This window comes from Pseudomonas sp. S3_C06, from assembly GCF_054667675.1.
Genome location: NZ_CP162747.1, coordinates 2,214,853 through 2,237,637, shown reverse-complemented (window position 1 = coordinate 2,237,637; position 22,785 = coordinate 2,214,853). Strand labels below are relative to the sequence as shown.

General features: G+C 59.0%; 16 protein-coding genes. 10 read left to right on the top strand and 6 right to left on the bottom strand.

The features are described from left to right. Nucleotides 1-4 precede the first annotated feature (4 nt). From flgD to AB4N44_RS09755, 3 genes are all read left to right on the top strand, one after another. Nucleotides 5-730, top strand: a complete 726-nt coding sequence (gene flgD, locus AB4N44_RS09765) for a flagellar hook assembly protein FlgD (RefSeq protein ID WP_127929416.1) — start codon at nucleotides 5-7, stop codon at nucleotides 728-730. Between the two features lie 30 nt (nucleotides 731-760). Next, nucleotides 761-2,101 (top strand): flagellar hook protein FlgE, encoded by a 1,341-nt coding sequence (flgE, locus tag AB4N44_RS09760; protein WP_127929415.1) that lies wholly within the window; start codon nucleotides 761-763, stop codon nucleotides 2,099-2,101. A 263-nt stretch (nucleotides 2,102-2,364) separates the two neighbouring features. Then, nucleotides 2,365-6,249, top strand: a complete 3,885-nt coding sequence (locus tag AB4N44_RS09755; protein WP_460109113.1) for a beta strand repeat-containing protein — start codon at nucleotides 2,365-2,367, stop codon at nucleotides 6,247-6,249. A gap of 172 nt (nucleotides 6,250-6,421) precedes the next feature. Here AB4N44_RS09755 and AB4N44_RS09750 read toward each other — a convergent pair whose 3' ends face one another. Continuing rightward, a complete protein-coding gene (locus AB4N44_RS09750) occupies nucleotides 6,422-9,316 on the bottom strand; it encodes a ribonucleoside-diphosphate reductase subunit alpha (RefSeq protein ID WP_127929413.1) in 2,895 nt (964 codons plus the stop codon). Nucleotides 9,317-10,174: 858 nt separating this feature from the next. On the opposite strand from AB4N44_RS09750, the gene AB4N44_RS09745 reads away from it, so the two are divergent. Then, entirely contained in the window at nucleotides 10,175-10,897 is a 723-nt protein-coding gene (locus AB4N44_RS09745; protein WP_460109116.1) for a response regulator, read from the top strand. Then, nucleotides 10,894-12,504, top strand: a complete 1,611-nt coding sequence (locus AB4N44_RS09740; protein WP_460109119.1) for an ATP-binding protein — start codon at nucleotides 10,894-10,896, stop codon at nucleotides 12,502-12,504. Before AB4N44_RS09745 ends, AB4N44_RS09740 begins: the two co-directional genes overlap by 4 nt. A 116-nt stretch (nucleotides 12,505-12,620) precedes the next feature. Here the strand turns inward: AB4N44_RS09740 and AB4N44_RS09735 are convergent, their stop codons facing one another. Together AB4N44_RS09735 and AB4N44_RS09730 are read right to left on the bottom strand one after the other, a co-directional pair. Further along, nucleotides 12,621-13,346 (bottom strand): 4'-phosphopantetheinyl transferase family protein, encoded by a 726-nt coding sequence (locus AB4N44_RS09735; protein ID WP_460109120.1) that lies wholly within the window; start codon nucleotides 13,344-13,346, stop codon nucleotides 12,621-12,623. Nucleotides 13,347-13,496: 150 nt separating this feature from the next. Beyond that, nucleotides 13,497-14,288, bottom strand: coding sequence for a dienelactone hydrolase family protein (locus tag AB4N44_RS09730; RefSeq protein ID WP_460109121.1), 792 nt, complete (start codon nucleotides 14,286-14,288; stop codon nucleotides 13,497-13,499). Nucleotides 14,289-14,431: 143 nt separating this feature from the next. On the opposite strand from AB4N44_RS09730, the gene AB4N44_RS09725 reads away from it, so the two are divergent. The 3 genes from AB4N44_RS09725 to AB4N44_RS09715 all read left to right on the top strand — a co-directional run bounded on the left by AB4N44_RS09725 (nucleotide 14,432) and on the right by AB4N44_RS09715 (nucleotide 17,204). Further along, nucleotides 14,432-15,034, top strand: a complete 603-nt coding sequence (locus AB4N44_RS09725; protein WP_127929408.1) for an outer membrane beta-barrel protein — start codon at nucleotides 14,432-14,434, stop codon at nucleotides 15,032-15,034. Nucleotides 15,035-15,183: 149 nt separating this feature from the next. Continuing rightward, nucleotides 15,184-15,861 carry a response regulator transcription factor gene (locus tag AB4N44_RS09720; protein ID WP_016987432.1) on the top strand — a complete coding sequence of 226 codons (678 nt, stop codon included), beginning with the start codon at nucleotides 15,184-15,186 and terminating at the stop codon, nucleotides 15,859-15,861. Further along, nucleotides 15,858-17,204: an ATP-binding protein gene (locus tag AB4N44_RS09715; protein ID WP_016987433.1), complete on the top strand. Its 1,347-nt coding sequence runs from the start codon at nucleotides 15,858-15,860 to the stop codon at nucleotides 17,202-17,204. Before AB4N44_RS09720 ends, AB4N44_RS09715 begins: the two co-directional genes overlap by 4 nt. A gap of 203 nt (nucleotides 17,205-17,407) precedes the next feature. On the opposite strand, the gene AB4N44_RS09710 is transcribed toward AB4N44_RS09715, so the two are convergent. After that, on the bottom strand, nucleotides 17,408-18,406 hold the full coding sequence (locus AB4N44_RS09710; protein WP_150750533.1) for an AraC family transcriptional regulator: 999 nt from the start codon (nucleotides 18,404-18,406) through the stop codon (nucleotides 17,408-17,410). Between the two features lie 351 nt (nucleotides 18,407-18,757). Between AB4N44_RS09710 and AB4N44_RS09705 the strand changes: the two genes are divergently transcribed. Beyond that, nucleotides 18,758-20,092, top strand: a complete 1,335-nt coding sequence (locus tag AB4N44_RS09705) for a dicarboxylate/amino acid:cation symporter (RefSeq protein WP_095123044.1) — start codon at nucleotides 18,758-18,760, stop codon at nucleotides 20,090-20,092. Nucleotides 20,093-20,237: 145 nt separating this feature from the next. Then, complete coding sequence (locus tag AB4N44_RS09700) at nucleotides 20,238-21,419, top strand: CaiB/BaiF CoA transferase family protein (protein ID WP_460109123.1); 1,182 nt, start codon at nucleotides 20,238-20,240, stop codon at nucleotides 21,417-21,419. 109 nt (nucleotides 21,420-21,528) lie between these two features. Here the strand turns inward: AB4N44_RS09700 and AB4N44_RS09695 are convergent, their stop codons facing one another. Further along, nucleotides 21,529-22,023: a SprT family zinc-dependent metalloprotease gene (locus AB4N44_RS09695; RefSeq protein WP_064391623.1), complete on the bottom strand. Its 495-nt coding sequence runs from the start codon at nucleotides 22,021-22,023 to the stop codon at nucleotides 21,529-21,531. Nucleotides 22,024-22,150: 127 nt separating this feature from the next. Continuing rightward, on the bottom strand, nucleotides 22,151-22,753 hold the full coding sequence (locus AB4N44_RS09690) for a Yip1 family protein (protein WP_016773629.1): 603 nt from the start codon (nucleotides 22,751-22,753) through the stop codon (nucleotides 22,151-22,153). Nucleotides 22,754-22,785: the final 32 nt, after the last annotated feature.

The window sequence follows — 22,785 nt, the reverse complement described above, 5'->3', positions numbered from 1 at the left end:
GGCCATGAGTGTTTCCGATACCACCAGCAGCTTGAGCATGAATGACATCCTGTCGAACTCGTCGAAAAAGACCAGTTCGACCGCCGGTGGCATTGCTTCGGCCACTAACAGCGCCACCGGCGGCCAGGCCCTGGGCAAGGACGCGTTCCTGCAATTGCTGGTCACCCAGCTGAAAAACCAGAACCCGCTCGATCCGCAGGACAACAGCGCATTCGTTGCCCAGTTGGCCCAGTTCAGTAGCCTGGAAGGCATCACCACGCTGAACAGCACGGTCAGTTCGCTGGCCGGCAACTACAACTCCTCGCAAGCCTTGCAGGCTTCGTCGCTGGTGGGTCGCAATGTGATCGTGCAGACCAACTCGGTTCAGCTCGACGATCCGAGCAAAGGCATGACCGGTTCGGTCACCGTTCCGTCGTCGATCGCCGGCGGCACCGTGAGCATTACCGACAGCAGCGGCGCGGTGGTTCGCACCATCGATCTGGGCAGTCGCGCCGCAGGCGCCGCGAGCTTCACTTGGGACGGCAAGGACAAGGACGGCAATCTGGTCAAGACCGGTACCTATACCGTCAAGGCCAACGCATCGATCAATGGTACCTCGACCGACATGGCGACGTACCTGCCGGCCACCGTCACCAGCGTGACGATCAGCCAGACCGGCGGCGAGCTGATGCTCAACCTGTCCGGCAAGGGCACCGTTGCCCTGTCCAAAGTACAAACCATTGGTATATAGAGCCGACTAACCGGCACAAAGGAGTGGAATATGTCTTTCAATATCGGCCTTAGCGGTCTCTATGCAGCCAACAAACAACTGGACGTGACCGGCAACAACATCGCCAACGTCGCGACTGCCGGTTTCAAATCGTCCCGTGCAGAATTCGAAGACGTCTACTCGGCCACTCGCCTGGGCAGCGGCAGCAAAGTGATCGGCAACGGCGTGCGCCTGGCCAACGTTTCCCAGCAGTTCACCCAGGGTGACATCAACAACACCGGTAACGTGCTGGACATGGGCATCAACGGTTCGGGCTTCTTCACCATGAGCAACAACGGCTCGGTGTCCTACACCCGTGCCGGTACGTTCAAGGTCGACAACGCCGGTTACATCACCAACACCGATTACACCTCGCGCCTGCAGGGTTACGGTGTGGACGCCAACGGCAAGATCATCAACGGTGTATTGACCGATCTGAAGATCGATACGTCGAACCTGGCGCCGAAATCGACTTCGTTGGTGACGTCGAGCATCAACTTGAACTCGACTGCGTCGGTGATCGTTGATACCGGCACCAACGCCGTCAAGTTCGACCCAAGCAAGCTTGAGACGTACACGAAGAGCTTTAGCACTCCGATCTATGACACGCAGGGCAACTCGCATGTTATGGACCAGTACGTGGTTAAAACTGGCGAGAACACCTGGAAGGTGTACACCCTGGTCGATGGCCGTAACCCGGATGCAGCCGGTAGCGATCCAACCAAGGTCGATCCGGTTGCTTCGACGCTTACGTTTGACAGTTCCGGCAACCTGCTGCAGGTCAGCACGCCTAGCACGTTACCGGCTCCGGCGCCGAACCCGATCATCAGTAGCGACTTGAAACTGACCGGTTGGGTACCGGGCAAAGTGGTCAACGGCACCTTTACGCCTAACGGCGCATCGGCCAACCCGGCCGGTATTACCATTTCGATGGCCAAGACCACTCAGTACAACGCTGACACCGCGCGTTCAATCCCGACTCAGGACGGTTATGCAACTGGCCAGATCACCAACCTGACCATCGACGGCACCGGTACCTTGTTCGCCAACTTCAGCAACAACCAGAGCAAGGCCATCGGCCAGGTTGCACTGGCCAGCTTCACCAACGAACAAGGCCTGCAGGCTATCGGTGGCACCAGCTGGAAAGAGACGTTTGCTTCGGGTATCCCGGGCTACGATGCACCGGAAACCGGTACCTTGGGTTCGGTTGTTTCCAACTCGCTGGAAGAGTCGAACGTTAACCTGACCAACGAGTTGGTAGACCTGATCAAGGGCCAGAGCAACTATCAGGCGAACGCCAAGACCATCTCCACTCAGAGCACCATCATGCAGACCATCATTCAGATGACTTGATGTGATCTGATAGCTGCATTGAAAACCGACGCCTTGAGCGTCGGTTTTTTTATGCGTGTCACTAAATTTACATTCACCAATTAACCGTTTGTCTGAATTTATGGTGTGGAAGTTGCAGTCCTGCCTGGCAAAGGACCTTGGCGTCAAAACTTCGCACGACCTGCTTCATTGGGCCATGACACTGGATGGCGATATGGAAGTCAGGAAGCTTCTACCTGGTTTTTCAACCGTAGTTTCCAACACAAAAACACAAGGACGATGTAATGGCGATAATCAACGGGACCGCTGGTGCCGATAATCTGCTCGGTACTGCGGGCGATGATCAGATACGCGGTTTGGCGGGCAATGATGTCTTGAATGGTGGGGCAGGTAATGATCTGTTGATCGGCGGCGATGGCGCCGATCAACTGATTGGCGGTGCCGGCTTCGACACCGTCAGCTATGAAGACGTACCCAACAGCGTGGCGGTGTCCCTGAACCTGAAAACCGGTGTGCATACCGGGTATGCAGCGGGCGATACCTTTGTCGGGATTGAGAGTTTCCGTGGTTCAAATTATGACGATACGTTCTATGCCAGCGCTGCTGCCGACAACCTTGATGGTTACAACGGTAACGACCGGCTGAGCTACGCGCAGTCGGAGCAAGGCGTCAACATCACCATGACCGCCGCGCGTGTGGGCACCGGTCTGGGTGGCGACGCGCAAGGTGACACGTTCTCGGATTTCGAAACCATTATTGGCTCGAACTACAACGACGTATTCACCGCCTCGCTGGGCACCACGACCTTCTACGGCGGTGCCGGCAACGACGTGTACATCATCAACGGTTCGGCCAGCCAGAACGTGTTGGAAATGGCCGGCGGCGGTGATGACGAAGTGCGCACCACACTGAACACCATCACCTTGGCCAGTGAAGTCGAGCGTCTGACTTTCACCGGTACCGGCAACTTCAATGCTCGTGGCAATGCCTCTGACAACGTTATTACCGGCGGTGCCGGCAATGACATCCTGATGGGAGGCGCAGGTGCCGACCAACTGATTGGCGGCGCAGGTTTCGATATCGTCAGCTATGAAGACGTACCCAACAGCGTGGCGGTGTCCCTGAACCTGAAAACCGGTGTGCATACCGGGTATGCAGCGGGCGATACCTTTGTCGGGATCGAGAGTTTCCGTGGTTCAAATTATGACGATACGTTCTATGCCAGCGCTGCTGCCGACAACCTTGATGGTTACAACGGTAACGACCGACTGAGCTACGCGCAGTCGGAGCAAGGCGTCAACATCACCATGACCGCCGCGCGCGTGGGCACCGGTCTGGGCGGCGACGCGCAAGGTGACACGTTCTCGGATTTCGAAACCATTATTGGCTCGAACTACAACGACGTATTCACCGCCTCGCTGGGCACCACGACCTTCTACGGCGGTGCCGGCAACGACGTGTACATCATCAACGGTTCGGCCAGCCAGAACGTGTTGGAAATGGCCGGCGGCGGTGATGACGAAGTGCGCACCACACTGAACACCATCACCTTGGCCAGTGAAGTCGAGCGTCTGACTTTCACCGGTACCGGCAACTTCAATGCTCGTGGCAATGCCTCGGACAACGTTATTACCGGCGGTACCGGCAATGACATCCTGATGGGAGGCGCAGGTGCCGACCAACTGATTGGCGGCGCAGGTTTCGATATCGTCAGCTATGAAGACGTACCCAACAGCGTGGCGGTGTCCCTGAACCTGAAAACCGGTGTGCATACCGGGTATGCAGCGGGCGATACCTTTGTCGGGATTGAGAGTTTCCGTGGTTCAAATTATGACGATACGTTCTATGCCAGCGCTGCTGCCGACAACCTTGATGGTTACAACGGTAACGACCGACTGAGCTACGCGCAGTCGGAGCAAGGCGTCAACATCACCATGACCGCCGCGCGCGTGGGCACCGGTCTGGGCGGCGACGCGCAAGGTGACACGTTCTCGGATTTCGAAACCATTATTGGCTCGAACTACAACGACGTATTCACCGCCTCGCTGGGCACCACGACCTTCTACGGCGGTGCCGGCAACGACGTGTACATCATCAACGGTTCGGCCAGCCAGAACGTGTTGGAAATGGCCGGCGGCGGTGATGACGAAGTGCGCACCACACTGAACACCATCACCTTGGCCAGTGAAGTCGAGCGTCTGACTTTCACCGGTACCGGCAACTTCAATGCTCGTGGCAATGCCTCTGACAACGTTATTACCGGCGGTGCCGGCAATGACATCCTGATGGGAGGCGCAGGTGCCGACCAACTGATTGGCGGCGCAGGTTTCGATATCGTCAGCTATGAAGACGTACCCAACAGCGTGGCGGTGTCCCTGAACCTGAAAACCGGTGTGCATACCGGGTATGCAGCGGGCGATACCTTTGTCGGGATCGAGAGTTTCCGTGGTTCAAATTATGACGATACGTTCTATGCCAGCGCTGCTGCCGACAACCTTGATGGTTACAACGGTAACGACCGGCTGAGCTACGCGCAGTCGGAGCAAGGCGTCAACATCACCATGACCGCCGCGCGTGTGGGCACCGGTCTGGGTGGCGACGCGCAAGGTGACACGTTCTCGGATTTCGAAACCATTATTGGCTCGAACTACAACGACGTATTCACCGCCTCGCTGGGCACCACGACCTTCTACGGCGGTGCCGGCAACGACGTGTACATCATCAACGGTTCGGCCAGCCAGAACGTGTTGGAAATGGCCGGCGGCGGTGATGACGAAGTGCGCACCACACTGAACACCATCACCTTGGCCAGTGAAGTCGAGCGTCTGACTTTCACCGGTACCGGCAACTTCAATGCTCGTGGCAATGCCTCGGACAACATCATCACGGGTGGGGCTGGCAATGACACGTTGTTCGGTGGCGCAGGAGCAGACCAACTCATCGGTGGAGAGGGTTTTGATACGGTCAGTTATGGCGATGCCGACAAGGGCGTGACCCTCAATACCAAAACCGGGATACACACCGGAATTGCCGCCGGCGATGTTTACAGCAGTATCGAAGCGATCTTGGGTTCTGACTTCAGTGATGCGTTTGTCGGGGATGCGGGCATCAACCGATTCGACGGTGGTTTCGGTATGGATATGGTGAGCTTTGCCGACGAAGCTGGCGGTGTCACCCTGGATCTGGGCGCACCTGTTTTGACTGGCGCGGCCGCCGGCGATATCTATACGTCGATCGAAGTATTCCAGGGTACGACACAGGCCGACAGCTTTACGGGCAGTGGCGCTGCGGCGGAGAATTTTGTCGGTGGCGCTGGCGCCGATCTGCTGACGGGTGTTGGTCGAGGTGATGGCGCCTGGTACTTGACCAGCACTGGCAGCGTTCAGATCAATTTGCCGGAGGGCACTGCCGCAGGTGGCGACGCTCAAGGTGACGTGCTGATTAACATCGATAACCTGATGGGATCGGCATTCAATGACATGCTGACTGGCAACGCCTACTCGAACAAGCTTGAGGGCGGGGCGGGTAACGACCTCATCTATGGTGGTGAGGGGGATGACTTTATCTATGGCGGCACCGCCACTGATACCGGTGCATTCGGACCACTGACTATTAGCGGCGTCCAGGCCGATACGCTTTACGGTGGTAACGGCAATGACACCATGCGCAGTGCCGATGACGATGCCGGCAGCATTCTTTATGGTGAATCTGGCAACGACAACATCACCGTGTCGGCAGGAATTGCCTATGGTGGTGACGGTAACGATACCTTGACGGGTACCGGTTACGGCTATGAACTCCAGGGTGGTGCAGGTGTTGATACGTTGAACTTGCGCGGATCGGGTGATGCCTTGGGCGGAGAGAGCGGTGACGCCTATATTGTGTTCTCGAAAACCATGGTAGGCATCCAGGACACAGGCACATCCGGGATCGACACTGTCACCCTCAAGAACATTCAGAGTGTCAGTGATGTGCGGATTGTCCAGAACGACCTTGGCGCCTACATCTTCAATGCCGCCGATCTGCAAAGCGGCAACCTGGATTCCGGTGTGTTCCTGAAGGACTGGTACAAGGGCGGGAATACCATCGAAACGTTCTACACCAACAACGGTCAATCCTTCACCATTCCTGTCGTAGGGCAGGCAATGACCGAGTCATTCGCGGTCTGACAAAAGCCGTTGTACGAATAAAAACGGCGAAGCCTGCATTCAGGTTTCGCCGTTTTTTTTTACTTCGATTTTTACTCCAGACAAAAGAAAACCCCCGACACACCAGAAGTCTGTCGGGGGTTCTTTTGCCCGGAGAGTATCAGGCGTCTCGCAACGCCTGATTCAGCTCAGCTTATTGGCAAGCTTCGCAATCCGGCTCGTCGATCGCGCAAGCCTTTGGCACTGGAGCAGGACCGGCAGGTGCTGCCAGAACCGAATCGTCGCCGTGGTTGCCGCCGCTGGAAACAGCGTTCAGCTTGCCGGTGTTGATGGTCGACTTCTCGGTGCTGGTCGCGGCCAGGGCACGGAGGTAGTAAGTGGTTTTCAGACCACGATACCAGGCCATGCGGTAGGTCACGTCGAGCTTCTTGCCCGATGCGCCGGCGATGTACAGGTTCAGCGACTGGGCCTGGTCGATCCACTTCTGACGACGGCTGGCGGCGTCAACGATCCACTTGGTGTCCACTTCGAACGCGGTCGCGTAGAGCTCTTTGAGTTCTTGCGGGATGCGCTCGATCTGCTGAACCGAACCGTCGTAGTACTTCAGGTCGTTGATCATGACCGAGTCCCACAGACCGCGAGCCTTGAGGTCGCGAACCAGGTACGGGTTGATCACGGTGAATTCGCCCGACAGGTTCGATTTCACATACAGGTTCTGGTAGGTCGGTTCGATCGACTGCGATACGCCAGTGATGTTGGCGATGGTCGCGGTCGGTGCGATGGCCATGATGTTCGAGTTACGAATGCCTTTCTGTACACGGGCGCGAACCGGTGCCCAGTCGAGGGATTCGTTCAGGTCGACATCGATGTACTTCTGGCCACGAGCCTCGATCAGGATCTGTTGCGAATCCAGCGGCAGGATGCCTTTGGACCACAGCGAACCCTGGAACGTCTCGTACGCGCCGCGCTCGTCAGCCAGGTCGCAGGAAGCCTGGATCGCGTAGTAGCTGACAGCTTCCATCGACTTGTCGGCGAACTCGACGGCAGCGTCGGAACCGTAAGGGATGTGCTGCAGGTACAAAGCGTCCTGGAAGCCCATGATGCCCAGACCGACCGGACGGTGCTTGAAGTTGGAGTTCTTCGCTTGTGGCACCGAGTAGTAGTTGATGTCGATCACGTTATCGAGCATGCGCACGGCGGTGTTCACGGTGCGTTCCAGCTTGGCGGTGTCCAGCTTGCCGTTGACGATGTGGTTCGGCAGGTTGATCGAGCCCAGGTTGCAAACGGCGATCTCGTCCTTGTTGGTGTTCAAGGTGATCTCGGTGCACAGGTTCGAGCTGTGAACCACGCCGACGTGCTGCTGCGGGCTGCGCAGGTTGCACGGGTCTTTGAAAGTCAGCCAAGGGTGGCCGGTTTCAAACAGCATGGAGAGCATTTTGCGCCACAGGTCTTTGGCCTGGATGGTCTTGAACAGTTTGACCTTGCCTGGGTATTCGGTCAGCGCTTCGTAGTACTCGTAGCGTTCTTCGAAGGCTTTACCGGTCAGGTCGTGCAGGTCCGGCACTTCGGATGGCGAGAACAGGGTCCACTTGCCGTCATCGAAGACACGCTTCATGAACAGGTCAGGGATCCAGTTTGCTGTGTTCATGTCGTGGGTACGACGACGATCATCACCGGTGTTCTTGCGCAGTTCGATGAACTCTTCGATGTCCATGTGCCAGGTTTCCAGGTAGGCACAGACAGCGCCTTTGCGCTTGCCACCCTGGTTAACGGCAACGGCGGTGTCGTTCACTACTTTGAGGAACGGAACAACGCCTTGCGACTTGCCGTTGGTGCCCTTGATGTACGAACCCAGTGCACGCACCGGCGTCCAGTCGTTGCCCAGACCGCCAGCAAATTTCGACAACATGGCGTTGTCGTGGATCGCGTGGTAGATGCCCGACAGGTCATCGGGCACGGTGGTCAGGTAGCAGCTCGACAGCTGTGGACGCAGGGTACCGGCGTTGAACAGGGTCGGGGTCGACGACATGTAGTCGAAGGACGACAGCAGGTTGTAGAACTCGATCGCACGGTCTTCTTTCTGCTTCTCTTCGATCGCCAGGCCCATGGCCACGCGCATGAAGAAGATCTGCGGCAGTTCGAAACGCACGCCATCCTTGTGGATGAAGTAACGGTCGTACAGGGTTTGCAGGCCCAGGTAGGTGAATTGCTGATCACGCTCGTGGTTGATCGCCTTGCCCAGTTTTTCCAGGTCGAAGGTGGCCAGCACAGGGTTCAGCAGTTCGAACTCGATACCTTTGGCGATGTAGGCCGGCAGAGCCTTGGCGTACAGGTCGACCATTTCGTGGTGAGTGGCGCTTTCGGCCACACCGAGGAAACCCAGACCTTCGGCACGCAGGGTGTCCATCAGCAGGCGGGCGGTCACGAACGAGTAGTTCGGCTCGCGCTCAACCAGGGTACGCGCGGTCATTACCAGCGCGGTGTTGACGTCGGTCAGGGCTACGCCGTCGTAGAGGTTTTTCAGGGTTTCACGCTGGATCAGGTCGCCGTCGACTTCTTCCAGACCTTCGCACGCTTCGGTGACGATGGTGTTCAGACGGCCCATGTCCAGCGGCGCCAGGCTACCGTCGGCACGGGTGATGCGGATCGACGGGTGCGCGTTGACTGCTTCTTCGGCCGGCGCGTGGGCAGCGCGTTCTTTCGAACGACCGTCACGGTAGATCACGTAGTCGCGCGCAACTTTCTGCTCACCGGCACGCATCAGGGCCAGTTCGACCTGGTCCTGGATTTCTTCGATGTGGATGGTGCCGCCCGACGGCATGCGACGCTTGAAGGTCGCGGTGACCTGTTCGGTCAGACGGGCCACGGTGTCATGGATTCGCGACGAAGCGGCAGCGGTGCCGCCTTCAACTGCGAGGAACGCTTTGGTGATAGCGACGGTGATCTTGTCATCGGTGTAAGGAACGACAGTGCCATTGCGCTTGATCACGCGCAGTTGACCAGGCGCGGTAGCAGCCAGATCCGAATTCGAATCGGCGGCCTGCGGCAAGGTGCCCTGCGGGTTCTCGCGAGTTGTGTCGGTTTGCATGGGTGTCTCCACGTTCTCTATGTTTGTTTGGGCACCATCACGGTGCCCACCGTTCCGTCCTGAAGCACTACAACCGGCACGCGCCGGGCATAACGACTTCGGGACAGTTCAGGAAGAGGGCCTTGTGAGCGCCGCTTCCATGCCGAAGTCTTCGGTTCACGCGATACGCGTATCACCGCATTCCTTTCGGGGAGCAGTTTCGCCACTGCAACACCCGTACCGTAAACGCCGTGATCGGCGCAAAAACGGTAGCCATCCGCAGGCGCGGTTTGGGCTTTCGAAAATACGTTTGGTTCAACCCGACAATGGCAATAAAAAGCCTTGAATTCACTGCCGGGTTTGTGTTTGGTTTTTTAGCGTCAAACCCTACATGTAGGGTTTTTTTGCGCTCGGGCTACAAGATAATGCGTTTCAGGGGGGGATTGCAACGTACTACCTGTGGATAAGCCTGTGCGTAAATTGTGTAAGAAACTTCGAAAATGCGTGTAGGCCGCGAACCTGCTGAGCTAGACCGTCCGTCACTGTTTTTTCACCGGGAAAAACGCTTCAGCGGATTTTTAAGGGCGCGAACCCTATCACAAAAAACCGCCTTGTCCGAACGCATTTACCGACTTGTGTTCTGGCTGTACGCCGTTTATACAATCGGCCCATGCACAGGCATTCTTATCCTCCAGAAACATGACAAAAGGACGGGAGGATCCAAAACTGTGGGAGCGAGCCTGCTCGCGAATGCGTCGGTAGGTTCAGCATCGATGTTGAGTGATACGACGCTTTCGCGAGCAGGCTCGCTCCCACAGGGAATTGTGTCGAGTCAGATGTTCTTCCTTTATTAATAACAATAGAAAGCAGAGGTCACCGGTGGAGCAACAAGCCTTTCAGGTATTGATCGTCGAGGATGACCAGCGACTGGCCGAGCTGACGCGTGACTACCTGCAAGCCAATGGATTGCGCGTGGACATCGAAGGCAACGGTGTGCTGGCCGCAGCGCGGATCATCAAGGAGCAGCCGGACCTGGTGATCCTCGACCTGATGCTGCCCGGTGAAGATGGCCTGAGCATTTGCCGCAAGGTGCGCAATCAGTACGACGGGCCGATCCTGATGCTCACCGCACGCACCGACGATGCCGATCAGATCCAGGGCCTCGACCTCGGTGCCGACGATTACGTGTGCAAACCGGTGCGCCCACGCCTGTTGCTGGCGCGAATCCAGGCGTTACTGCGCCGTAGCGACACACCTGAACCGGTCACCGAAAAATCCCGCCGTCTGCAGTTCGGCCCGCTGGTGGTCGACAACGCCTTGCGCGAGGCGTGGCTGAGTGACAACGGCATCGAGCTGACCAGCGCCGAATTCGACCTGCTCTGGCTGCTGGTGTCCAACGCCGGGCGCATTCTGTCCCGCGAAGAAATCTTCACCGCACTGCGCGGCATCGGCTACGACGGCCAGGACCGCTCGATCGATGTGCGCATCTCGCGGATCCGCCCGAAAATCGGCGACGACCCGGACCACCCGCGGCTGATCAAGACCATTCGCAGCAAAGGTTACCTGTTCGTCCCGGAAGCCTGCGTAGACCTGCCGCTGTGAACTCGATCTTCCTGCGCATCTACGGCGGCATGTGCGCAGCGCTGATTCTGGTGGCGGTACTCGGTGTGCTGGCGCTGAATCTGCTCAACACCGTGCGCAGCGAGCAATATCGCGAGCGCCTGGCCCACGGCACGTTTTCGCTGATGGCCGGCAACCTGCAACCGATGAACGAAACCGAGCGCCATCGGGCGCTGCTGGTGTGGGAGCGTTTGCTGGGGATTCCGCTGGCACTGAAGAAGTTTGCCGAAACCGATCTTGATCTGTCCCAGCGCACTCGCGTGCAGCGTGGCCAGGCGTTGGTCGAGCAGACCGGGCCGCACGCGGCGAAAGTCTATCGAATGGTCAGCGACAAAGAGCAGTTGGTTCTCACCGGCGAAGTGCAGCAGATCAGCGAGCAACTGGCGCGCGCGACCATTTACCTGCTGGCCGATGAGCTGGTGCGCGTACCGGTCGGCGAACAACCCAAGCGCCTTGCACAGATAAAGGAAGAGAAGGGCTTCGGTTTCGATCTGCGCCTGGTCACGGTGAACGACGCTGACATGGACGAAGACCAGAGTCGCCGCGTGGCCGAAGGCGACACGGTGATGGCATTGGGCAAGGGCGGCGACTCGGTCCGCGTATTTGCCGGCATGGTCGGCACGCCGTGGGTGCTGGAGATCGGGCCGTTGTATCAGATGAACCCGTATCCGCCGGAATGGCTGGTGCTGATTGCGGCGCTCGGCCTGACCTTGATCGGCCTCATTGTTTATCTGTTGGTGCGTCAGCTCGAGCGCCGTTTACGCGGCCTCGAAGCAGCGGCCACGCGCATTGCCAAGGGCAGCCTGGAAACCCGTGTGCCGGCGCGCGGTGCCGACTCGGTCGGACGTCTGGCGGCGGCGTTCAACGGTATGGCCGAGCACTTGCAACAGTTGCTGGCGATCCAGCGCGAACTGGTGCGCGCGGTGTCCCATGAATTGCGCACACCGGTGGCGCGCCTGCGTTTCGGTCTGGAAATGATCGGCTCGGCGACCACCCCGCAAGCGCTGGAGAAATACCGCGAAGGCATGGATCACGACATCGAAGACCTCGATAAGCTGGTCGATGAAATGCTCACCTACGCGCGCCTGGAGCAGGGCTCGCCGGCGCTGACGTTCCAGCGCATCGATCTGGACGCATTGGTCAATCAGGTGATTGAAGAGTTGGCGCCGTTGCGCGCCGAGGTCACGGTGCAGCGAGGTTTGTGCCTCTCCGCCGCCGATAACGATGATGCCTGGGTCGAGGCCGAGCCGCGTTATCTGCACCGGGCGTTGCAGAATCTGGTGAGCAACGCCATGCGCCACGCACGCTCGAAGGTGACGGTGAGTTATCAGGTCGGGCAATTGCGCTGTCGCGTGGATGTCGAGGATGACGGACCGGGCGTGCCGGAAGTAGCGTGGGAGCGGATTTTCACGCCGTTTCTGCGCCTGGACGACAGCCGCACACGGGCGTCGGGCGGGCATGGTCTGGGCTTGTCGATTGTGCGGCGGATCATCCACTGGCATGACGGCCGGGCGATTATTGGCAAGAGCAAGAGTCTGGGTGGGGCTTGTTTCAGCCTGAGTTGGCCGAGGAATCAGGAACGCCGTTGAGATGTGTGGTGTCGGGTCTGGCCTCATCGCGAGCAGGCTCACTCCTACAGTTGAAATGCGTTCCCCTGTAGGAGTGAGCCTGCTCGCGATAGGGCCAGTGCCCACCACACAAATCTTCAGGCCTCAATGCTGACCAGACTCAACAACTGCCCATCCTGCACCCCGAACTGCGCGTCCAGTTCAGTGCCGTTGCGCCACTCAGCAGACAAATCCGTCAACAACCGCAACCGGACTTCACCGGCCTCAGTCCACTCCAGCACTTCAGCGTGCTCGAAATAAAAGCGCTGTTGCACGATCGGGTACAGTGCTTTGAACAGACTTTCTTTCACCGAAAACGTCAGCGTCACCCACAACGCCAACTGATCTCGCGAGGCGGCCGTCATGCGCTGCATTTCGGGTGGTGTCAGAATCTCCCCCGCCAGGCGCTCGGCGCGTTCGGTATTGAGCAGGTTTTCCAGGTCCATGCCCAAACCGCGCCAGTGTTGCTTGTTGGCGACAATCGCTGCCGCGCGTCCGCTGCTGTGGGTGATCGAGCCGCAAATGTGCGCGGGCCATATCGGCGCGCGATCTGCACCAATCGCCGGAACCACGCCGCTGCCTTCCAGTTGCTGCAACGCCGCCCGGGCGCAGATCCGGCCGGCCAGAAATTCCGCCTGACGCTTGGCCACCGAACGCTGAATGCTTGGCGGCGCAACCACGGCGCTGCGTTGAAAATCATCGCCAAGCAGTTGAGCAGGATCGAAGTGGGTGCTGAGCAGCACAGTGTCGGCCAATACCGTCGGCAACGGCCAGTGGCTGTCGAGCGCGGTGCAGCAGGCGGGGAGGGCGGGGGTGAGATTCATGGCGGGCATTTTGCCGGTTAGTCGGGCCAAGGTCGAGATCGGCGGTGCGGCTTTCGCGAGCAGGCTCGCTCCCACAGGGGATCTACTGGGCGGCATAGATCCAGTGTGGGAGCGAGCCTGCTCGCGAAGGCCGCGCCGCGGTCTCTCTGATCAGCTAAAGATTTTCTGCAAGAATGCCTTCATGTCCGCCCAGGATTTTTCATCCGCTGCCTTGTTGTACCCGATGTCCGGGCCACCATGCTCGCCATGGCTCAGGCGATCGGCATCCGGATTGGTAAAACCGTGCTTGGCGCCATCCAGACTGACGAACTTGTAGTCAGCCCCGGCCTTGTCCATTTCTGCCTTGAACGCGGTGACATTGTCCTGAGTGACCATGCTGTCCAGCGCGCCATGCTCGACCAGAATCTTCGCCTTCACGCTGCCGGGCGTTGCTGGTGTTTTCGTCGCCAGCGCACCGTGGAAACTCACCACGCCCGCCAGCGGCACACCCTGACGCGCCGCGTTCAGCACCACCGCACCGCCGAAGCAGTAACCGATGGCGGCAATTTTATTCACGTCGGTCTGCGGCTGCTTCTTCAACAAATCCAGCCCGGCCTCGAAGCGCTTGCTGGAAGCCGCCGCATCCTGGGTCGCCGCCTGCATGAACGCCATCGCGTCTTTCGGGTGCTCGGTGTTCTTGCCTTCGCCGTACATATCAATGGCCAGGGCGCTGTAGCCGAGCCCGGCGAGATCCCGGGCGCGGCGCTTGGCGTAGTCGTTCAGGCCCCACCATTCGTGCACCACGACGACACCCGGACGCTTGCCTTTGATGGCGTCGTCATAGGCGTAGTAGCCGATCAACTTTGTGCCATCGGCACTTTGGTAGGGAATTTCTTCAGTCTTGATCGCAGCCTGAGTGAGGCTGCTGACGGCCAGCAAGGTGAGGGCAAGGAACAGGCGCATGGTCGGGTCTCCTGACAATAAAAGGTCAGATCAGCCTAGTTCATTTGGTTCAGGTCAGGTTCAGAGACGGTTCAGGGGCGGTACAGGGGAGGGTCAGTAACCTTGCGCCATACCCAAACAGCACTGTGAAAGAGGAAATACCCATGACTTTTAACAAACTGTTGCTGGCATTGACCGTAATGAGCGCCAGTATCGCGGCCCAGGCCGATACCACTTCGAACTTCGCCGGCCTGTCCTTCGGCCAGACCAGCGACAAGATCAACAAATCCAATTCGCTGAACAACAACCTCGATCACCCGAACGCCACCGGCGCGATCGACGGCAACAACACCTACGGCGTGCGCCTCGGTCAGCAAAACAGCCAGGGTCGCTACTACGCCACTTACGACAACGTGTCGGGCTCGCACAATGGCATTAAACTGCGTCAGGAAAATCTGCTGGGCAGCTACGATCTGTTCTACCCGGTCGGCGGCAGCACCAAGTTGTTCGGCGGTGCGACGGCGGGTCTGACCAAGCTGACCCAGGAATCGCCAGGCTTTAGCCGCGACAGTGATATCGGTTATGCCGTCGGTGGTCAGTTGGGTGTGTTGCAACAAGTATCGCAAAACACTTCGGTCGAACTCGGTTACCGTTACCTGCGCAGCAACGCCAGCACCGAGATGAGCGAGCGCGGCGGCAGCAAGCAAGGCTCGCTGGATTTGACCAGCAGCGCCCAGACTTACCTGTCGGCCAACTACAATTTCTAAGGAGTTGCTGACAGATTCAGTGTGGGAGCGAGCCTGCTCGCGAAAGCGCCGGTTCAGTCGATGAGATGTCGACTGAACCATCGCCTTCGCGAGCAGGCTCGCTCCCACAGGTGTGTGACTGGAGATTCTGATTTGCCCGGGAGAGTGTTATGAAACTGTTGGTCGTCGAAGATGAAGCGCTGTTGCGCCATCACCTGCAAACCCGCCTGACGGAAAGTGGCCACGTGGTCGAGTCCGTGGCCAATGCCGAAGAGGCGCTGTACCAGACCGGACAGTTCAACTTTGACCTGGCGGTGATCGATCTTGGCCTGCCGGGCATGGGCGGTCTCGACCTGATTCGCCAGTTGCGCGCGGGCGGCAAGACCTTCCCGATCCTGATCCTCACCGCGCGCGGCAACTGGCAGGACAAGGTCGAAGGCCTCGCCGCCGGCGCCGACGATTACGTGGTCAAGCCGTTCCAGTTCGAAGAACTCGACGCGCGTCTGAATGCCTTGCTGCGCCGCTCCAGCGGTTTCACCCAGTCGACCATCGTCGCCGGGCCGCTGCTGCTCGACCTCAATCGCAAACAGGCGACACTCGACGAGCAACCGCTGGCGCTGACCGCGTACGAGTACCGCATCCTCGAATACCTCATGCGCCACCATCAACAAGTGGTGCCCAAGGATCGCTTGATGGAGCAGCTCTACCCGGACGACGACGAGCGTGATCCTAATGTCATCGAAGTGTTGGTCGGTCGTCTGCGGCGCAAACTCGAAGGCCCCGCTGGATTCAAACCGATCGACACTGTGCGTGGCCTCGGCTACCTGTTCAACGAGCGCTGCACTTGATTCGTTCGCTTCGTGTTCGCTTGATGCTCGCCGCCACCACGTTGGCGGTGTTGTTCATGCTCGCCTTGCTGCCGGCGATGCAAGGCGCGTTCAGCCTGGCGTTGCAGGACTCGATCGAGCAGCGCCTGGCTTCGGACGTGACCACGCTGATCTCAGCCGCGCGCATCGAAAACGGGCGGCTGGTGATGCCCAATCAGTTGCCGGATGAGCGCTTCAACCTCACCGATTTCCGTTTGCTCGGCTACATCTACGACCGCGAAGGGCATTTGGTCTGGCGCTCGAAAGCCACCCAGGAAGAGCAGATCAACTACAAACCGCGCTACGACGGACTCGGTAACGAGTTCGCGCGGATTCGCGAAACCAACGGCCAGGAGTTCTTCGTCTACGACGTTGAAGTCAAACTGCTCGGCGGCAAAAGCGCGGCATTCAGCATCGTTGCCCTGCAACCGGTGCGCGAGTACGAAACCACCCTTGAAGGACTGCGCGAGAATCTCTACCTGGGCTTCGGCGCGGCACTGCTCGTGCTGCTGGCATTGTTGTGGATCGGCCTGACCTGGGGCCTCAAAGCCTTGCGCCGGCTCAGTCAGGAACTCGACGAAATCGAAGGTGGCACCCGCGAAAGCCTCACCGAGCAACATCCGCGCGAGTTGCTGCGCCTGACCGGCTCGCTCAACCGCTTGCTGCACAGCGAGCGCCAGCAGCGCAGTCGTTATCGCGATTCTCTCGATGACCTCGCGCATAGCCTGAAAACTCCGTTGGCAGTGTTGCAAGGCGTCAGCGAGGACATGGCCCAGCGTCCAGAAGAGCGCGATCAGGCCTGGGTGCTGCAAAGTCAGATCGAACGCATGAGCCAGCAGATCAGCTACCAACTGCAACGGGCCAGTTTGCGCAAAAGCGGACTGGTGCGCCATCAGGTGCGCCTGCAACCGGTGCTCAAAAGCCTGTGCGACACACTGGACAAGGTTTACCGCGACAAGCATGTGCGCGTGGCATTCGATCTGCCAGAGCACTGTTATGTGCCGATCGAGCAGGGCGCGCTGCTGGAAATGATGGGCAACTTGCTGGAGAACGCTTATCGCCTGTGTCTGGGCGAAGTGCGTATCAGCGTGCGCGAGACCCTGGCCGGGATTGAATTGTGCGTCGAAGATGACGGCCCGGGCGTGCCGCCGGATCAGCGTGCGCGGATTCTGGAGCGTGGCGAACGACTGGATGCCCAGCATCCGGGGCAGGGGATCGGGTTGGCGGTGGTCAAGGACATTATTGAAAGCTACAACGCCAAACTGGCGCTGGGCGACTCGCCGATGGGTGGGGCGGCGTTCAGGATTCATTTTCCGGCGGTGTGATTGGAAGTTGCCCTCACCCTAACCCTCTCCCAGAGGTAGAGGGGACTGACCGAAGTGTCTTGCGAAAATGATCGACCTGAGCGATTTGCGTCGAATATGGATTCAGCGAGAGCTGTCAGGTCGGCGGATTTATTGAACATCCCCCAATCAGTCCCCTCTCCCTCCGGGAGAGGGTTAGGGTGAGGGGCTTTTGATTTATAGCCTCACTGCTCCTGCGCCCGATAAGCCCCCGGCGTCAGCCCCGTCCACTTCTTGAACGCCCGATGAAACGCCGACGGTTCGGAGAACCCAAGCTGTTCGGCAATCTGCTGTAACGACAGATCAGCCCGGCCCAAATGATAAATGGCGATATCCCGCCGCAACTGATCCTTCAGTTCCTGAAAACTCGTGCCTTCCTCGCGCAAGTGCCGGCGCAACGTCTGCGGGCTGATGTGCAAATGCTCGGCGACCGCCTCAAGATCCGGCCAACGTGCAGTGTCACGGCTGAGCAAACGACGCAGGCGGCTGCTCAGGCTGTCGCCGTCGTCCGGGCGTGAGAGCAGGTCGGCGGGGGAGCGTTCGAGGAAGTGTTTGAGGGTGCGTTCGTCCTGCAGCAGCGGCATAGACAGATAGCGGCTGTGGAATAAAAGGCTGCTTTGCTCGGTGCCGAAGGTCAGCGGGCAGGGGAACAGCAGATCGTACTCGGCGCCATGCTCGGGGCGTGGATAGCTGAAGCTCGCCTGTTCGAGGCGAATCCTCTGGCCAATCAGCCAACTCCCCAAGCGATGCCAGATCACCAGCAAGCTCTCAGTGAGAAAGTGATCGGGATCCCACAATTGTGAATCGTCGAGGCTCAGGCGCACCCATTCGTCTTCGCGCGTCAGGCTCAGGCGCGGGGCTTCGGGGAATAGGCTATAAAACAATAAGCCGCGTTGCAGGGCTTTTTCCAAATTGCGGCAGTGAATCGAGGCATGGCACATCATGGCGAAACTGCCGGGTTTGCTTGGTGCGTTGCCGAAACCCAGGTATTCGTCGTCGAGCGCCAGCCACAGGCCCTGAATCAACCGGGTGAATTGTTCCGGGGCAATGCGTGCACGGGGCTCATCGAGCAATTCCGGGCTGATGCCCAGTTGCAGCAGCAGGCCCGAGTAATCGAAACCCGCGCGGCGTGCGCCACCGAGGGCGGCACGGGCAAAATGACTGGCGATGGTGCGTTCGCGCATAAGCGGCAGATCCTTCCTCAGGCGCCGGATGGTAGCGGCGGGCTGGACGCATCGGCAAGGCGGATTTCCGCCAAATTGTAGGACGAGAAGCGGCGAGTTGGCGGAAATCCGCCACACTTGAGTCACCGGATGGTGACATCCGCGGACCTGTTAACCCTGATATCAAAAGGCTTGCAGCTAATCGCACCAAAGTGGCACGAGGTTTGCGATACAAGCCACAGAAGCGTGCGTTTGTCCCTGACGGAAAACGCTGCTCCAACAACAAATCCCTCCAGTGCAGGAGGGTTCGCAATTAAGGTTTCGCGGCCAACAGATGGATGTTGTCACGCGAGGCTCTTGAGGAAACCTGCAATGACGACTCGTCAGCCACTGTACAAATCCCTGTATTTCCAGGTGATCGTTGCCATCGCCATCGGCATCCTGCTTGGTCACTTCTACCCTCAGACCGGTGTGGCCCTCAAGCCGCTGGGTGACGGGTTCATCAAACTGATCAAAATGGTCATCGCCCCGATCATCTTCTGTACCGTTGTCAGCGGCATCGCCGGCATGCAGAACATGAAATCCGTGGGCAAGACCGGCGGCTACGCGCTGCTGTACTTCGAAATCGTTTCCACCATTGCCCTGCTGATCGGTCTGATCGTGGTCAACGTTGTGCAACCGGGCGCCGGGATGCACATCGACGTCACCACCCTGGACGCCTCGAAAATCGCCACTTATGTGACGGCCAGTAAAGACCAGAGCATTGTCGGTTTCCTCCTCAATGTAATCCCGAACACCATCGTCGGCGCGTTCGCCACCGGTGACATCCTGCAAGTGCTGATGTTCTCGGTGATCTTCGGCTACGCCCTGCATCGCCTGGGTTCGTACGGTCGTCCGCTGCTGGACATGATCGATCGCTTCGCCCACGTGATGTTCAACATCATCAACATGATCATGAAACTGGCGCCGCTGGGTGCTTTCGGCGCGATGGCCTTCACCATCGGTGCCTATGGCGTCGGCTCGCTGGTGCAACTGGGCCAGTTGATGATCTGCTTCTACATCACCTGCATCCTGTTCGTGGTGGTGGTGCTGGGTGCGATCTGCCGTGCTCACGGTTTCAGCGTGTTTAAACTGGTGCGTTACATCCGTGAAGAACTGTTGATCGTACTGGGTACATCCTCGTCAGAATCGGCATTGCCACGCATGCTGATCAAGATGGAGCGTCTGGGCGCGAAGAAATCCGTAGTAGGTCTGGTGATCCCGACCGGTTACTCGTTCAACCTCGACGGTACGTCGATCTACCTGACCATGGCGGCCGTGTTCATCGCTCAGGCGACCGACACCCACATGGACATCACCCACCAGATCACCCTGCTGCTGGTATTGCTGCTGTCCTCCAAAGGCGCGGCTGGTGTAACCGGTTCGGGCTTCATCGTGCTGGCTGCCACCCTGTCGGCGGTCGGTCACCTGCCAGTGGCCGGTCTTGCGCTGATCCTCGGTATCGACCGCTTCATGTCCGAAGCCCGCGCACTGACCAACCTGGTCGGTAACGCAGTAGCCACCATCGTGGTTGCCAAGTGGGTCAAGGAGCTGGATACCGATCAGCTGCAAACCGAGCTGGCCTCGGGTGGCCGCGGTATCGCTGATACCCGTCCGGAAGATGACCTGGGTGTGGCTGAAGGCCCAACCCCAAGCAATGTGAAGTAAGCACTGCTTGCCTGGAAAAACCCGCTTCGGCGGGTTTTTTCTTGCCTGCGATTTGAGCGTAACGGTCACACCCGCTGACATTTCCGGTGATTGCCGTGCGCGGTATCGCTGCCTAGGCTGAGTGCATCGCCCAAGGAGTTCGCCCATGTCCGCACCGCTGGCCTCACTGAAAATCCTCGATTTCTCGACATTGCTGCCGGGGCCGTTCGCCTCGCTGTTGCTGGCGGACATGGGCGCTGAAGTACTGCGCATCGAATCGCCGACACGCATGGATCTGCTGCGCGTGTTGCCGCCGCATGATGGCGGAGTATCGGCCAGCCATGCCTACCTGAACCGCAACAAACGCAGTCTGGCGCTGGATCTGAAGCAGCCCGGGGCGCTGGAAGTGGTCAAGCAACTGCTGGGCGATTACGACATCGTTCTGGAGCAGTTTCGCCCCGGCGTGATGGAGCGTCTGGGCCTGGGCTATGAAGCGCTGAAGGCGATCAACCCGAAGCTGATTTATGTGTCGATTACCGGTTACGGCCAGACCGGGCCGTACAAGGATCGCGCCGGGCATGACATCAACTATCTGGCGCTGGCCGGGCTTTCCAGTTACACCGGCCGCGCCGACAGCGGCCCGTTGCCGTTGGGCATGCAAGTGGCGGATGTCGCCGGTGGTTCGTTGCACGGGGTGATCGGCTTGTTGGCGGCGGTGATTGCCCGACAGCAAACGGGGCAGGGTACACATCTGGACGTGAGCATGACTGACTGTGCGTTCAGCCTGAATGCCATGGCCGGGGCCGGGTATCTCGCTTGCGGCGAAGAGCCTGAGTGGGAAGATCAGATGCTCAACGGCGGCAGCTTCTACGATTATTACCGCTCTCGCGATGGCCGCTGGATGTCGGTGGGCAGTCTGGAACCGGGCTTTATGCAGCAACTGTGTACGGCGTTGGGGCGGCCGGAGTTGGCCGCGCAAGGGCTGTCCCCAAAGCCTGAGCAGCAGCGGGCGTTGAAATACGCACTGACGGTCGAGTTTGAAAAACATGACTTTGCTGAACTATGTGAAATGTTTGCCGGGATCGATGCGTGTGTCGAGCCGGTGTTGAGTCTGGGTGAGGCGGTGCGCCATCCGCAGTTGCAGGCGCGGGAACTGGTGACGCAGGTGCCGCGCGCGGATGGCACGACACAGGCGCAGATGGCCTGTCCGTTGAAGTTTTCCGAAGCGTTGCCGGCGCCGCGGCATGTTGGCGCGGTGTTGGGGCAGCATACGGATCAGGTGTTGGCGGAGTTGGGGTTCAGTGCTGAGCGGATTGCTGAATTGCGAGCCTTAAAGGTAGTTGCGTAGCTCGTTCCCACGCTCTGCGTGGGAATGCATCCCGCGACGCTCTGCGTCACAGTGGACGCGGAGCGTCCATGGCGGCGTTCCCACGCGGAGCATGGGAACGATCAGGGAGTCATTCCACCCGCATCTCACCACTGAACACCAAAGTACTCCGGCAGCGCCGACACAAATACCGCCGCCCCTGCCGCACCAGACTATGGCGCTGCGCCGAAAACGGAAAATCGCTGTCGGCGCACGGGCATTTGTAGATATAGCGGGTCACGCTGCGGCGTTTGATTGCATAGGTGTGGCAGCGATCCGGTGGCAGTTCGTAAACCCCGCGCATGATCAATTGCCATTCCTCGCCATGCGGCTGGATACGGTCGCCGAACAGCTGATGGGCGATCAGGTGCGCAACTTCGTGGGCCACGGTCTGCTTGAGGAAGTGTTCGGCGTTTTCCCGGTACAGCTGCGGATTGAAGCGCAGCAGGTTCTCGTGCAGATGCGCGACACCGGCTTTTTGCCCGCGCAGCTTGAGACTGACGACAGGGCGTGGGAAAGAACGTTTGAAAAAGGATTCTGCGAGTTGGTAACAGTCTTCGACGCGGGTATTGAGTTGCTCGGGCATGCTTGATGGATCTCCAGAGGCGTTGAGTATGCCGCAACCCTGTGGACTTGCGAATCGCCGAGCTGCCGAATGGTCATCCGTGAAACGACAAGGCCGCCTTGCGGCGGCCTGTATTCAGCCTGTCGAGTCAGTTGGTGTAAACGGGACCTACGCCCAGTCCCCAGACGATCACGGTGAATGCCATGATGGCGACCAGCACTACCAGACCCACCGCGAGCACCGAGCTCGAGAACAGAAAACCCTCGTCCGACGGAATATTCATGAACGTCGGCAGACCCACATACAGCAGATAAACCGTGTAGCAGATGGCCGCCGTACCGACGATCATCCCCAGCCACATATGTGGATACAGCGCCGCCAGCCCACCGACAAACAGCGGTGTCGCCGTGTAAGTGGCAAATGCCACGCAACGGGCCAGGCTCGGATTGGCGTCATAGGTGCGGGCCATCCAGTGCACAAAGGCACCCATGACCGCGACCCCGCCGAGCATTGCCAGGTACGACATGATCGTCATCCACAGTGCGCTTTCAAAGGTGAGCATCACCGGTGCGCGGTTGCCGATCACCCAGCCAACCTGAGTAGTGCCGATAAACGCCGAGACAGCGGGGATCGCCGCCAGAATCAGCGTGTGGGTGAGGTACATGTGGCTGATGCTTTCCTCTTGGTCGCCACGGATTTCCTTCCATTCCTGATCGGGGTGGGTGAAAAGTCCCACTACGTGATGGATCATGCCAGTCACTCCTCTTGTTATTGCCATCGCCC